Source organism: Actinosynnema sp. NPDC002837 (genome assembly GCF_040295345.1).
Taxonomy (GTDB): domain Bacteria; phylum Actinomycetota; class Actinomycetes; order Mycobacteriales; family Pseudonocardiaceae; genus Actinosynnema.
In genome coordinates this window covers 1-12,931 of record NZ_JBEOVG010000149.1, presented here as the reverse complement: position 1 = coordinate 12,931, position 12,931 = coordinate 1, and the positions used below count along the sequence as shown (strand labels likewise).

General features: G+C 72.7%; 11 protein-coding genes. 7 read left to right on the top strand and 4 right to left on the bottom strand.

The features are described from left to right. Nucleotides 1–17: 17 nt before the first annotated feature. The gene (locus ABTZ99_RS43295; RefSeq protein ID WP_499618933.1) at nucleotides 18–929 is read right to left on the bottom strand and encodes an NmrA family NAD(P)-binding protein; all 912 of its coding nucleotides are present in this window, start codon (nucleotides 927–929) and stop codon (nucleotides 18–20) included. A gap of 132 nt (nucleotides 930–1,061) precedes the next feature. On the opposite strand from ABTZ99_RS43295, the gene ABTZ99_RS43290 reads away from it, so the two are divergent. The 4 genes from ABTZ99_RS43290 to ABTZ99_RS43275 all read left to right on the top strand — a co-directional run bounded on the left by ABTZ99_RS43290 (nucleotide 1,062) and on the right by ABTZ99_RS43275 (nucleotide 5,260). Then, complete coding sequence (locus tag ABTZ99_RS43290) at nucleotides 1,062–1,652, top strand: TetR/AcrR family transcriptional regulator (protein WP_499618932.1); 591 nt, start codon at nucleotides 1,062–1,064, stop codon at nucleotides 1,650–1,652. 116 nt (nucleotides 1,653–1,768) lie between these two features. After that, nucleotides 1,769–3,031 carry an MFS transporter gene (locus tag ABTZ99_RS43285; protein WP_499618930.1) on the top strand — a complete coding sequence of 421 codons (1,263 nt, stop codon included), beginning with the start codon at nucleotides 1,769–1,771 and terminating at the stop codon, nucleotides 3,029–3,031. Then, complete coding sequence (locus tag ABTZ99_RS43280) at nucleotides 3,028–4,428, top strand: pyridoxal phosphate-dependent decarboxylase family protein (protein ID WP_498779038.1); 1,401 nt, start codon at nucleotides 3,028–3,030, stop codon at nucleotides 4,426–4,428. Before ABTZ99_RS43285 ends, ABTZ99_RS43280 begins: the two co-directional genes overlap by 4 nt. Before the next feature lie 37 nt (nucleotides 4,429–4,465). Further along, a complete protein-coding gene (locus ABTZ99_RS43275) occupies nucleotides 4,466–5,260 on the top strand; it encodes an SDR family NAD(P)-dependent oxidoreductase (RefSeq protein ID WP_498779040.1) in 795 nt (264 codons plus the stop codon). Nucleotides 5,261–5,266: 6 nt separating this feature from the next. Here the strand turns inward: ABTZ99_RS43275 and ABTZ99_RS43270 are convergent, their stop codons facing one another. Further along, entirely contained in the window at nucleotides 5,267–5,716 is a 450-nt protein-coding gene (locus ABTZ99_RS43270) for a hypothetical protein (protein WP_499618928.1), read from the bottom strand. 247 nt (nucleotides 5,717–5,963) lie between these two features. Here ABTZ99_RS43270 and ABTZ99_RS43265 point away from each other — a divergent pair, with 247 nt between their 5' ends. Continuing rightward, the gene (locus tag ABTZ99_RS43265; protein WP_498779043.1) at nucleotides 5,964–6,233 is read left to right on the top strand and encodes a hypothetical protein; all 270 of its coding nucleotides are present in this window, start codon (nucleotides 5,964–5,966) and stop codon (nucleotides 6,231–6,233) included. A 67-nt stretch (nucleotides 6,234–6,300) separates the two neighbouring features. Here ABTZ99_RS43265 and ABTZ99_RS43260 read toward each other — a convergent pair whose 3' ends face one another. Both ABTZ99_RS43260 and ABTZ99_RS43255 read right to left on the bottom strand, forming a co-directional pair. Further along, nucleotides 6,301–7,668 (bottom strand): glycoside hydrolase family 43 protein, encoded by a 1,368-nt coding sequence (locus tag ABTZ99_RS43260; RefSeq protein WP_498779045.1) that lies wholly within the window; start codon nucleotides 7,666–7,668, stop codon nucleotides 6,301–6,303. Nucleotides 7,669–7,729: 61 nt separating this feature from the next. Beyond that, a complete protein-coding gene (locus tag ABTZ99_RS43255; protein WP_498779047.1) occupies nucleotides 7,730–9,202 on the bottom strand; it encodes a family 43 glycosylhydrolase in 1,473 nt (490 codons plus the stop codon). Nucleotides 9,203–9,707: 505 nt separating this feature from the next. Between ABTZ99_RS43255 and ABTZ99_RS43250 the strand changes: the two genes are divergently transcribed. Together ABTZ99_RS43250 and ABTZ99_RS43245 are read left to right on the top strand one after the other, a co-directional pair. Then, nucleotides 9,708–9,923: an MbtH family protein gene (locus ABTZ99_RS43250; protein WP_498779048.1), complete on the top strand. Its 216-nt coding sequence runs from the start codon at nucleotides 9,708–9,710 to the stop codon at nucleotides 9,921–9,923. A 141-nt stretch (nucleotides 9,924–10,064) separates the two neighbouring features. Further along, nucleotides 10,065–12,931 (top strand): non-ribosomal peptide synthetase (locus ABTZ99_RS43245; RefSeq protein ID WP_499618925.1); only part of this gene is annotated, 2,867 nt, incomplete at its 3' end.

Genomic DNA, 12,931 nt, shown 5'->3' with positions numbered 1-12,931 from the left:
GTCGCCTGGCCCGGGGTTCAGGGGGCCGCCGGCGCGAAGTGCGCGCGGTGGCGTTCGAGGAAGTCCCGCAGCGAGGCGCCCGGTCGCCCGGTGATCCGCTCGACCGTGTCGAACGTGGCCGCGGCCTCCGGCAGCGAACCCTCCCTGGTCCGTTCGAAGACCGTGCGGACGCAGGCCATGTAGAGGGGGTCCGCGCCGGCCGCCGTCATCGCCGCGAAGAACTCAGCCGGCTCCCTCGGCTCGTACCTCCAGCCGCGGCCGGTCACGTCCGAGAGCGCGGCGGCGATCCCGCCGATCGTGGCGGTCTCCGTGCCCAGCCCGTAGCTGCGGCCCACGTGGTCCACGGGCGACCGCAGCACGACCGACGCGACCTCCGCGACGTCCTCGGTGTCGACCCAGCTGGTCGCGGCGTCGCCGACGTAGTGGGTGAGCACGGCCGATCCCGCGTCGCTCATCGCCGGCATCAGGAGGTTCTGCATGAACGAGGTGGGGTGGAGGTTCGTGTACCCGAGCCCGGACCGCTCCAGGTAGGCCTCCACCACCTGGTGCCAGCCGAAGTGCACGATCGTGGTGTCCGGCTCCGCGTGCACGCCGAGGTGGACGACGTGGTCGACGCCCGACAGCCGGGCCGCGTCGATCGCCGCCTTCGCCTGGTTCACCATCCGCACGTCGTACCCGGTCGCCAGGAACACCCTTCGCACGTCGCGCAGCGCCGCGACGACCGGGGCCGACCCGTGCCGCTCGGCCGAGTCGAGGTCGACGAGGCGAGCCTCGATCCCCCGTGCCTCGAACGCCGGCGCGGCCTCGGCGCGGCGGACCGCCGCGATCAGCCGCACCTCACCGGCCCGGTGCGCGTCGAGCAGTCGGTCGACCACCGCCCCACCGGTCCTGCCGGTGGAGCCGAACACGAGCACGCCGGGTGCCGACATCGTGAGAATCCCCCTCGCTGAACGGACCGATCAGTCCGGGACCGATCGGTCCGGTAATCTTGGACCGGCCGCGGCGTCGCGTCAAGCAGGTCGGACCGAACGGTCCGCTAAGCTCGGGCGTGGGAGGCAGCGATGGCGCGACAGCCGGCACCGGACACCCGGGACCGCATCCTCGACACGGCGGCCAGGCTCTTCACCGCGCACGGCGTGCGGGCGGTCGGCATGCAGCGGATCGTCGACGAGTGCGGCTGCGGCAAGAACCTGCTCTACCGCGAGTTCCCGAGCAAGGACGACCTGGTGCTCGCCCACCTGTCGGGGTTGCGCGCGACCTGGCTGGCGCAGGTCGAGGAGGTCACGGCGCCCTTGGCAGGCGACCCGGCGGCCCAGCTGGTGGCGATCGCGGAGCTGGCGGCCCGCCAGGTGCGGGAGCCCGACTACCGCGGCTGCGCCTTCCGCAACTGCTTCACCGAGTTCCCGGACCACCGGGTGGGCGGGTTCGCCGCCGACCACCTGGCGGACGTGCGGGGGCACATCGCCGAGCTGGCCGAGCGGACGGGCGCCGAGCGGCCGGACCTGCTGGCGGACCGGATCTGGCTCGTGATCGAGGGCATGTACGCGAGCGCGGCGCACCCCGGCGGCGAGAGGGCGGCCGAGGTCGCGGTGGCGCTGGTCGCCGAGCTCGCGGGCGCCACGCCCGCCGGCCGCGCGGCGCGTCCGAGCTGACGGGCGCGCGGCCCGTCCCAACTGGCGGCCGCGCGGCACGTCCGACCCGACCGCGCCATCCATCCCGAAGTCGCCCCTCGCGCAGGTAGGGGGTCGAATGCGAAACTCTTCCGCCTATGCGGCAGCTCACGCGCGGCGTTCGGGCGGGGTACGCGACCGGGTCGTTCGTCACCGGCGCGTTCGGCACCGTGCCCGGGCTGCTGCTCCTGCCCTACCTGACCGACGGCCTGACCGTGCCCGCCGCCGTGGCCGGCCTGCTCGTGCTCGTGCCGAAGGCGTGGGACGTGCTGTTCAACCCCGTGGCGGGCCGGCTCAGCGACCGGGCCGGGGTGCGGCGGCCGTTCCTGCTGCGCGGCGGGCTGGTGACGGCGGTGTTGTTCGCGCTGCTGTTCGCCGGGCCGTTCACCGGGACGGGCGCGGTCGTGTACGTGGCGCTGGTGTTCCTGGCCTGTGCGACCGCGTACGCGTTCTTCCAGGTGCCGTACGTGGCGATGGCCGCGGAGATCACCGAGGACTACGACGAGCGCACCCGGCTGATGGCGTGGCGGATGGCGTTCCTCGCGCTGGCGATCCTGGTCAGCGGCGCGGGCGCGCCGGCGGTGCGTGACGCGGCCGGCTACCCGGCGATGGGCGTGGCCGTCGCGGCGCTGATGGTGCTCGGCGCGCTGGCCACGTTCGCGGGCACGCGCGGCGCGCCGGCGTCACGACGGGTGTCCGCGGCGACCGGCCTGGGCGAGCTCGTGGCGGCGGTGCGCGGGTCGCGGCCGTTCCGGCTGCTGCTGGCCGTGTTCGTGGTGCAGGCCGTCGGCCTGGGCACGATGCTCGCCGGAGTCGACTACTTCGCCCGGCTGGTGGTGGGTGAGCCGGGGTTGCAGACCGCGTTGTTCGCCGGGTTCGTCGGGCCCGCGCTGCTGGTGATGCCGCTGTGGCAACGCGTCGGGCGGCGGCACGGCAAGCGGGTCGGGCTGGTCGCGGCGTCCGTGCTGTTCGCGGTCGCGGTGGCCGGGCTGACCGCGTCACGGGTGCTGCCGGTGGCGGCGGTGCTGGCGCTGATGGCCGTGATCGGCGTGGGTTACGCGGGCATGCAGGTGTTCCCGCTGGCCATGCTGCCGGACGTGATCACCGCGGAGGAGCGGCGGACCGGCGCGACCCGCGCGGGCCTGTTCTCCGGGGTGTGGACGGCCGGCGAGACGTTGGGGCTGGCGCTCGGTCCCGGGGTGTACGGGCTGGTCCTGGCGTTCGGCGGGTACGTCGCGAGCACCGACGGCTCGGCCGTGCAGTCCTCCGGCGCGGTGACGGCCGCGCTGCTCGGTTTCACCGTCATCCCGGCCGTGCTGGCGTTGGCGGCCCTGCCCCTGCTGCGTGAGGAGACCGCGTGACCGATGACGTGCTGGCCGAGCTGCGTGCCCTGCGGGCCGGTGACCTGCCCACGCACGGCGGGCGGACGTTGGCCTACGTGTACGACAGCGCGCTGCCGGGCCTGGACGAGTTGGCCGCGTCCGCGCACGCGCTGGCGTCGTCGGTGAACGGGCTCGACCCGACCGCGTTCCCGAGCCTGCTGCGCCTGGAGAACGACGTGGTGCGCACGGCGGCCCGGTTGCTGGGCGGTGGTGACGCGACGGTCGGCACGGTCACGTCGGGCGGCACGGAGTCGTGCCTGCTCGCGGTGGTCGCCGCACGGGACTCGCGGCCGGAGGTCACGCGACCGTCGATGGTGCTGCCGGAGACCGCGCACGCGGCGTTCCACAAGGCCGCGCACTACTTCGGCGTCCGGGTGGTCGCGGTGCCGGTCGACCCGGGGACGTTCCGGGCGGATCCGGCGGCGATGGCGGCGGCGATCGACGAGTCCACGGTGCTGGTGGTGGCCAGTGCGCCGTCGTACGCGCACGGGGTGGTCGACCCGGTGGCCGAGATCGCGGCCGCGGCCCACGAGCGCGGCGTGCGCTGCCACGTGGACGCGTGCATCGGCGGGTGGGTGCTGCCGCACGCGCCGGACGCGCCGCCGTTCGACTTCTCCGTGCCGGGCGTCACCAGCATCTCGGTGGACCTGCACAAGTACGCGTACTGCCCGAAGGGGACGTCCGTGCTGCTGCACGCGTCGGCCGACCTGCGCCGGGCGCAGTACTTCGCGTCGGCCGCGTGGCCCGGTTACACGATGCTGAACTCCACCACCCAGTCCACCCGATCAGGTGGTCCGCTGGCCGCCGCGTGGGCCGTGCTGCGGCATGTCGGCGACGACGGGTACCGCTCGCTCGCGCGCCAGGCCCTGGCGAGCACGCGGGTGTTGCGCGAGGGCATCGGGAAGATCGACGGCCTGCGGGTGCTGGGCGAGCCGTCGGCGACGTTGCTGGCGGTCGCGGCCGCGCGGGACGACTTCGACGTGTTCACGGTGGCCGACGAGATGAAGGCGCGGAACTGGTACGTGCAGCCGCAGTTCGCCCACCGCTCCTCCCCCGCGAACCTGCACCTCACCGTGACCGCGGCGAACGCCGGGCACGAGTCGGAGCTGCTCGCCGACCTGAGGGCGTCGGTGGAGGCCGCCGTGGCGGCCGGGCCGGTGCGGGTGGCGCCGGAGGTCGTGGCGTTCGTCGGCGGGCTGGAGCCGGACTCGCTCACCCCCGAGGAGTTCGGCGGGCTGCTCGCGGCGGCGGGCATGGGTGGTGGTGACGGCGTGCTGCCCGAGCGGATGGCTACGGTGAACGCGCTGCTCGCGGCGGCGAGCCCGGCGTTGCGGGAGCGGCTGCTGGTGGAGTTCCTGGGCGCGCTGTACTCGTGAACGGCGGCGTTGCGCCGTTTGCGCGATCATGGTCGCCATGCACCTGGATCTGAGCGGGAAGACGGCGTTGGTCACCGGTTCCACGCAGGGCATCGGCGAGGCGATCGCGACGGCGCTGGCGCGGGCCGGCGCCCGCACGGCGGTGAACGGGCGCAAGGCCGACGTGGTCGACGAGTCGGTGGCACGGCTGCGGGAAGTGGTGCCGGGCGCGAACGTGCTCGGCGTCGCGGCGGACGTGTCGACGGCGGAGGGTGCGGCGTCGCTGATCGCGGCGCTGCCCGAGGTGGACGTCCTGGTGAACAACGTCGGCGTGTTCGGCGCGCGGCCGGCGCTGGAGATCACCGACGACGAGTGGCGGCGGTACTTCGAGGTCAACGTGCTGGCCGCGGTCCGGCTGACCCGCGCCTACCTGCCGCGGATGCGGGAGCGCGGGTGGGGCCGGGTGCAGTACATCGCCAGCGACTCGGCCGTGGTCATCCCGGCCGAGATGATCCACTACGGCGTGTCGAAGACGGCGCTGCTGGGCGTGTCGCGCGGGTTCGCCAAGGAGGCGGCGGGCAGCGGCGTCACGGTGAACTGCGTGATCGCGGGGCCGACGCACACCGGCGGGGTGGAGGACTTCGTCTACCAACTGGTGGACCGCTCGCTGCCGTGGGAGGAGGCGCAGCGGGAGTTCATGCGCGTGCACCGGCCGCAGTCCCTGCTCGGCCGGCTCATCGAACCCGAGGAGATCGGCAACCTGGTGGTGTACCTGGCCTCACCGCAGGCATCGGCGACGACCGGCGCCGCCGTGCGCGTGGACGGCGGCTACGTCGACTCGATCCTGCCGTGACGCGGCTCAGCGGCCGGGGATCACCGCTCCGGTCGCGTCGAAGACCACGTGGACGAGCTTCCCGTCCTGGTAGTCCGTCGATCCGGACAGGTCGGCCAGGAACACCCCTGCCTTCACCTGCGCCGGGATCACCCGCCCGTTCGGGCCGCGGAACTCCACCGCCGCGGCGTCGTGGCCCGCGTACCCGACGATGGTGAACCCCGGCCGATCCCCGTAGTCCGACAGCATGATCGTGGCGAACGGCTGCTCGCGGAACGCGGTGGCGGCGGGATCGGTAGAGGTGATCGAGACACCCGATTCGTGGACGCTGCACTTCACCAGCACTTTGCCCGAGATGGCACCGATGAGGAGGTGTCCGTCCTCTCGCCGCCACGCGGGCCCCAGGGTGAAAGCGTCCTCGGTGCCCGACAGTTCGGCGCAGCGCGCCCAGGCCGCCTCGACCTCCGTCGACGACACGGCACCCGACCACGGACGAGCTTCCCCTGCCACCGACGCCGGTTGCGCCGACACGCCCCACGCCAAGGCGACGACAAGCCCGCACACGGACCACGTGACAACCCTGGACATCGCCCACCCCCGCCCTGATCATGCCTGGCCGTGCCTGCCGACGAGGGCGAAATGCGGCGACAGTCCCGGCGCGCGTGCGTGATCACGCGCGGCATGGCGGCGGACGAGAGCGCGAGGCGCGGGCACCTCGGGGTCGATGACCTGCGCGGGGTGGCGCGAGAGGTGTTCGGGCCACGGGACCTGGTGTCGGTCCGCCTTCCTGGAGCTGCGCTTCGGGCCGCACTACCGCCACTTCGCCGACCCCGGCCTCGACCCCGCGCGGCCGGCGTTCTACCGCCTGGCCACCTGCCTCTCACTGGTGGCGGGTCCACTGCGACTCCTGGACGGCGACTTCCCCGATCGCGCCGGGATGCTCGACATCGTCGACCAGAACGTCTCCCGGACGCTTGACCGGCTGCCGGGGTAGGGAGCTCTGTGGGCGCGGCACGCCGCCGAGGTGCCGCGCCCACAGCCCGATCGGACCGACCTTTGGGTCAGTGCCCGACCTGGAACGTGGCGTCCGCGCGGTCCGACGTGGTGCTGATCGGGTCGATGCGCAGGACGTAACCGGAGTGCCGCAGGTGGCGGTCGGGGAAGTTGTGCGACCGGAACGAGGTCCACGAGCTGTCCGCCAGGCCGGCGACGCGGTGGAAGGTGGCGTCGGCGGCGAAGGTCGGGCTGCCGTCGTCGGCCGCCAGCGTGATCGCGTAGTTCACGTGCCGCAGGTAGCGGTCCGGGTAGTTGACCGAGCGGAACGACACCCCGGCCGACGACGCCAGGCCCGGGACCAGGCGCCACTGCGAGTCCTGGTAGGGGTCGAACGGGTACGGGTCGATGCGGCCGACGTTGTCGGCGTGCCGGATCAGGTGGTCCGGGAAGTTGTAGGACTTGATCCGGTTCCAGCTCGGCGCGCCCCAGCGGGACAGCAGGTTGGCGTGCTCGGTGGCCGTGATGCCGCAGATGGTGGGGTGCTTGGCGTTGAGCGGCTGGGTGTACTGGGCCTTGGTCAGCGGCGTCCAGGAGTTGGCGTTGATGTCGCCGCTGCGCCACGCGTACAGCTCGCCGTTCACCGGGGAGAACGAGTCGCCCCACAGCCACCACTCGTTGCGGTTGTGGGCCTTCACGACGATGGGCGCCTCGATGCCGCCGCTGACGACCCCGCTGGTGTAGGTGCCGCGGTCGAAGCTGCGCGGGTTGAGCGTGCTCGACCGCGCGCCGTAGAGGCGGCCGTCGGCGAAGCTCTTGTAGTACAGGTAGTTGGCGCCGTTGCCGACGTGCATCGTGGCGTCGAGGACGTTGAAGCCGGGGTCGAAGAACAGCTGCGGCGCGCCGACGGTGACGAAGTCGGTGGTGTAGTTGACGTAGAACGCGTCACGGCCGCCGCTGTTGGCCGAGTAGAGGATGCCGTACTGGCCGCGCGCGGCGTCCCAGAACGCCTCCGGCGCCCACGTGTGGGTCGGCATCGAGTGCATCTTGAGCCTGCGGTACCCGGTGAACGACCGCAGGTCGGCCGAGTCCCAGGCGTGGATGTACTGGTTCTGCTTGGTGAAGTCGGTGCCGGTCAGGTCGGTCGCCAGCACGACGAACCCGCCGTTCTGCTTGCGCATGATGAACGGGTCGCGCAGGCCGCCGGTGCCCGCCGTCGGCGTGGCGACCGGGTTGCCCTGGTTGAGCGGGGTCCAGGTGAGCCCGTCGGTGCTCACCGCGAGGTGCAGCGCGTACCGGTCGGCGACCTTGTTCGGGGACTCGGTGAAGTAGCCCATCACGTAGGCGGAGTCACCGGGCGCCGCGGCGGCGACCCCGGTCCGGGCCAGCGCCAGCGAGGCCAGGCCGCCGGCCAGCAGTGTGCGTCGTTGCAGCATCAGCCGTGTGCCTTTCGGGGGAACCCCGGGGCGGGCGGGAGACACCCGCCCCGGGGGAGTCTCATTCGCCGGAGGGCGCGGTGAGGGTGGTGCCGAGCCGGACGGGCGTGCCGAAGTTCGGGGTGCCGTCCGAGTTCCAGGTGAACTTCTGCGCGCGGGTCGACCGGTTCATGTCGCAGCCGCCGGACGCGGAGTCGTTGGCGTGGTAGACGATCCAGTCCTCGGTGCCGTCGGGCGACTTGAAGAACCCGTTGTGGCCCGGCGCGTACACGCCGTTGCCGTCGTTGCGCTGGAACACCGGGTTGGGCGACTTCGTCCAGTGCGACCGGTTGAGCGGGTCGGAGCCGGTCAGGGTGAGCAGGCCGAGCTTGTAGTCCGGCCCCCAGCACGCGCTGGCCGAGTACACGATCATGGTCTTCCCGTTGTGGTACAGCGGCTCGGCGCCCTCGTTGACCGGCGCGGTCTGCCGCTCCCAGGACAGCGTCGGCTGGGAGATGGTGCGCCGTGATCCGCTGAGCGTGTAAGGGTTGGACATCGGGGTGATGGTCAGCGACTGGGTGCCGTCCATCGCGCTGCCCATCAGGTACAGCTTCCCGTTGTGCTGCAGGATGCTCGGGTCCAGCTCCCACGTGCTGCCCAGGTCGGCCTTGAACGAGTAGGGGCCCATCGGGTCGGTGCCCGAGGACTCCAGCACGTGCAGCCGCTGCGTCGGGTTGTAGTCCGACACGTTCTGCCCGGCCACGTAGTACAGGTACCACCGGCCGTTGAGCAGGAAGAACTCCGGCGCCCACATGTTGCAGCACCCGTTCGGGCGGGTCAGGTTGAAGACCACCTGGTCGGCCGCGGTCGACAAGCCGGCCAGCGTCCGCGACCGGCGCATCGTGATCGTGGAGTTCCACGTCGTCGTGGCCAGGTAGTAGTACCCGTTGTAGTACTGCATCCACGGGTCCGGGCCGTTGCGCTTGATCGGGTTGGTGAAGGTGCCCGGCGCGGACGCGCCCAGCTTGACCAGCTGCCACTGCTGGTTCGTGCCGCCGGTGTCCGGCCACTGGATGAGCTGCGCGCCGTCGGCGGTGGAGAAGTCCAGCACGTCGACGGCCTTGCCGCTGGCGCGGTTGAGCAGCCGGACGAACCCGCCCGCCGAGTCGGCCAGCCGGAACTGCTGGTTGGTGCCGTTGCGGTCGGTCCACTGGGTCAACCCGGTGCGGTCGGCGGTGTCGGCGAAGTCCAGCACCTTGCCGCTGTGGCGCGACTTCAACCGGTAGTAGCCGCCGCCCGAGTCCACGAACTGCCACTGCTGCCACGCGCCGTCGTTGCGCGTGTACTGCGAGATCCGCGCGCCGTCGGCGGTGGCGAGGTCGTAGACGTCGAGCGCCTTGCCGCTGTTGCGGTTGACCAACACGTACGAGGCGTTGGTGTCGACCACCGCGGCCGACGCGGTGGGCGGTAGAGCCGAGGTGATCCCACCGAGCAGCGTGGCCACGGTGGCGAGGACGACGCCGCCGCGGCGCGCGCTCCGATAAGGCGATCTCATGGTTGCTCTCCCTGCGACGCTGCATGGACGAACACGGTCGGCCCGCCGGCGTGCAAGCCGGTGCGGGCCGGTGGAAGGGCGTGGCGGCGGGTGGCGGGTGCGGGTGGACCGGGATCACCGGCCACTCGACCTCGCGTCTGTTAACGCTAACAGCACGATCGGCGACGGTTCAATAGCCGCGCGTCTTCGCACGTGACGCAGCGCCCTGGTGTCGAAGGGTTTCGACACATTGGACCGTTCGGCCGCATCACGCCCATCTGTTAGCGATAACAAGGTTGCGGATTCCGTGGCTGCCTGGAATTGACCGGCAGCGACCAGGGAAAGCCTCTGGTAACCGACCGGACACGGCGCGCGACGTTCCATAGGAAGGATAAATAGTCCGCACCGCACAAAGCGAATGAAGGGTTCGACCGTTCAGAGGATTCCACATTACGAGACGCGCGGCGTAACGTTGCGCGGACCGGCGACCCGCCCGCATCATCCGCCCAGGGCAGGAGAACACTGCATGACTGACGAGAACGCCAATTACCACGAATTCCTCGTCGTGGTGAACGACGAGGAGCAGTACTCGGTCTGGTTCGCCGACCGGGACCTCCCGCCCGGGTGGCGGACCGAGGGAACGCGTGGCACCAGGGAAGACTGCCTGGCCCACATCGACCGGGTGTGGACGGACATGCGCCCGCGCAGCGTCCGCGAGCACGTCGCCGCGCACCGCGGCTGACGCTCCGCCCGACCACACCCCGCGCATTACCGAACGTCCGCGCCAAAGGGGTGCCCCACGTTGTCCGGAAACGGCCTCCGGGAATTTCCCGGCGGCCGGTTCGGTCATGCGCGCCCGAAACACATTCGTCGGGGAGGCTTTGTGCACACGGATTCTGCGCCACGACTCGCGCCCGCTCTGCCGTTGCAGAGCGGAATGATCGCGGCCGGGTTGCGCGACCCGTCGGCCGGGACCGACGTCATCCAGTGCGTGCAGCACTGGCCGCACGGTCTGGACGCCGCCGCGTACCTCGCGGCGTGGCGCGCCGCCGTCGAACGGCACCCGGTCCTGCGCACCCGGTTCACCTGGCGGGCCGACGGCGGCATGGAGCAGTGGCCGGGGCCGGCCGACGACGTCCCGGTGCTGGCGGACGGCTCGGTGACGGACCTGGAGGCGTTCCTGGCCGCCGACCGGCGGGCCGGGGTGGACCCGGTGGCCGGGCCGCCGCTGCGGGTCGTGGCGCTGCCCGGCGACGTGGTGGTGGCGACGTTCCACCACGCGATCCTCGACGGCCGGTCGCTCGCGATGCTGCTGGCCGAGGTGGACGACGACTACGCGGCCAGGCTCGCCGGCGGCGCGCTGGAGTTCACGGCACGCCCCGACTTCGCCGACTACGCCCGCTGGCACGACGCCCGGATCGCGGTCGGGCACCCGGAACGGCTGGCCGACGAACGGTTCTGGGCCGCGGAGCTGGCGGGGTCGGCCGAGCCCGCTCCCCTGCCGCTGGAGCACGCCGGCCCCGGCACACCCGTCATGGCCACGGCCGCGCTCGACCTCTCCGACGCCGAGACCGAGGCCGTGCGGGCGCTGGCCGAACGGGCGGGCGTCACGGTGAACACCGTGGTGCTGGCCGCGTGGGGCCTGGTGCTGACCGCGCACGCGCACGCCGACGAGGCCGTCTTCGGGGTGACCCGGGCGGCGCGCCACGGCACCGTCGAAGGCGCGCAGGACATGCTCGGCCTGCTGCTGGCGACCGTGCCGCTGCGGCTGCCGGTCGACCGGGACGCGTCGGTGGCCGACTGGCTGCGATCGGTGCGGGAACGGTCCGTGCGGGCGCGCGACCACCAACTGTGCCCGCTGCCGGTGATCCAAGGTGCGGCCGGGCACGACGTGTCGTTGATGCGCAGCCTCGTGCTGTTCGAGCACCGCGAACTCGGCACGGTGCTGGCCGCGCGGCCGTCCGCGCCGCCGGGCAGGCGGGTCCGCATCCTGCGCACCCCCGGTTACGCCCTGACCTTGTACGCGTTCGCCGAACCCCGCCTGAGCTTCCAGCTCATCCACGACACCGGCCGGTTCCCGGGTTGGGCGCCGGACGCGGTGCTGGCGCAGGTCCGGGACCTGCTGGCGGGCATGGCCGAAGCGCCGGACCGGCCCGTGCGGCAGCTCGACGAGCCGCGTGACCTGGCGCGGGTGTTGACGGGGTGGAACGACACCGCGATCGACTACCCGGCGGACGCGACCGTGCCCGACTTGTTCGCCGAACAGGTGCGACTGAGACCCGACGCGGACGCCGTGTTCGACGGCGAGCGGTGGCTGAGCTACGCGGAGCTGGACGAGCGGTCGAACCGGTTGGCGCACGTGCTGGTGGCGCGGGGCGCGCGGGTGGACCGCCCGGTGGCCCTGTCGCTGCCGCGTGGCGCGGACTTCGTGACCGCGGTGCTGGCCGTGGTGAAGACCGGTGCGGCCTACCTGCCGCTGGACCCGGAGAACCCGGCGGCACGGGACGCGGTGGCGTTGCGCGAGTCCGGCACACCCCTGGTGGTCTCGGATCGGCCACGCGCGCTGCCGGACGGCGTGGCGTCGGTCGTGATGCCGGAACTAGACCTTTCAGAGCAGTCTCCCGTATCTCCGGCGGTCCTCGCGCATCCATTAAGCGTGGCTTATGTCAACTACACGTCCGGGTCAACCGGTAAGCCGAAGGGCGTAGCCGTGCCCCACCGGGGTGTGGTTCGACTGGTCACGCGGCCGACGTTCGCGCGGTTCGGGCCGGGGCAGACGTTCCTGCACCTGTCCGCGACCGCGTTCGACCTGACGACGCTGGAGGTGTGGGGCGCGCTGCTGACCGGCGGCCGGGTGGTGCCCGCGCCCTCCGGTCCGCTCGACCCTGCGGTGCTGGCCGAGCTGCTGCGCGTGCACCGGGTGAGCGTGCTGTGGCTGACCGCCGGGCTGTTCCACCAGCTCGACCCGTCGCTGGTGGCCGACGTGGAGCAGCTGCTGGCCGGCGGGGACGTGGTGGCCCCGGACGCGGTGCGCGCGGCGTTGGCGGCGCGCGGCGGGAAGCCGGTGGTCAACGGGTACGGGCCGACGGAGAACACCACGTTCACCGCGTGCCACGTCGTGCGGTCGGCCGACGACGTGGGCGCGACCGTGCCGATCGGCACGCCGATCCAGCGGACCACGGTGTACGTGCTGGACGAGTCGATGCGGCCCGTGCCGGTGGGCGTGCCCGGCGAGCTGTACACGGGCGGCGACGGGCTGGCGCGCGGGTACTGGGGCGCGCCGGGGCTGACCGCCTCGAAGTTCCTGCCGGACCCGTTCGGGGCGGCGCCCGGTGGGCGGCTCTACCGGACCGGCGACCTGGCGCGGTGGCGGCCGGACGGCGTGCTGGAGTTCCTGGGTCGCGCGGACCGGCAGGTCAAGGTCCGCGGGTTCCTGGTGGAGCCGGCCGAGGTCGAGGCCGTGCTGCGGGAGCACCCGGCGGTCGCCGCGGCGGCCGTGCTACCGGTCGGCGACGACGACGCGCGGCACCTGGTGGCGTTCGTCGTGCCGACCGGGTCGTCGGAGGTCGAGGACGTGCGCGCGCACGTCGCGGAACGGCTGCCCGCCTACCTCTGCCCGGCGCGGTACGTGCCGCTGCCGGAGCTGCCGCTGAACCGCAGCGGCAAGGTGGACCGGGCGGCGCTGCGGTCGGGGGGGGGGGCCGGCGGGCGGGGGGCGGGCCGGCCCCGCCCCGGCGCCCCCCGCCCCCC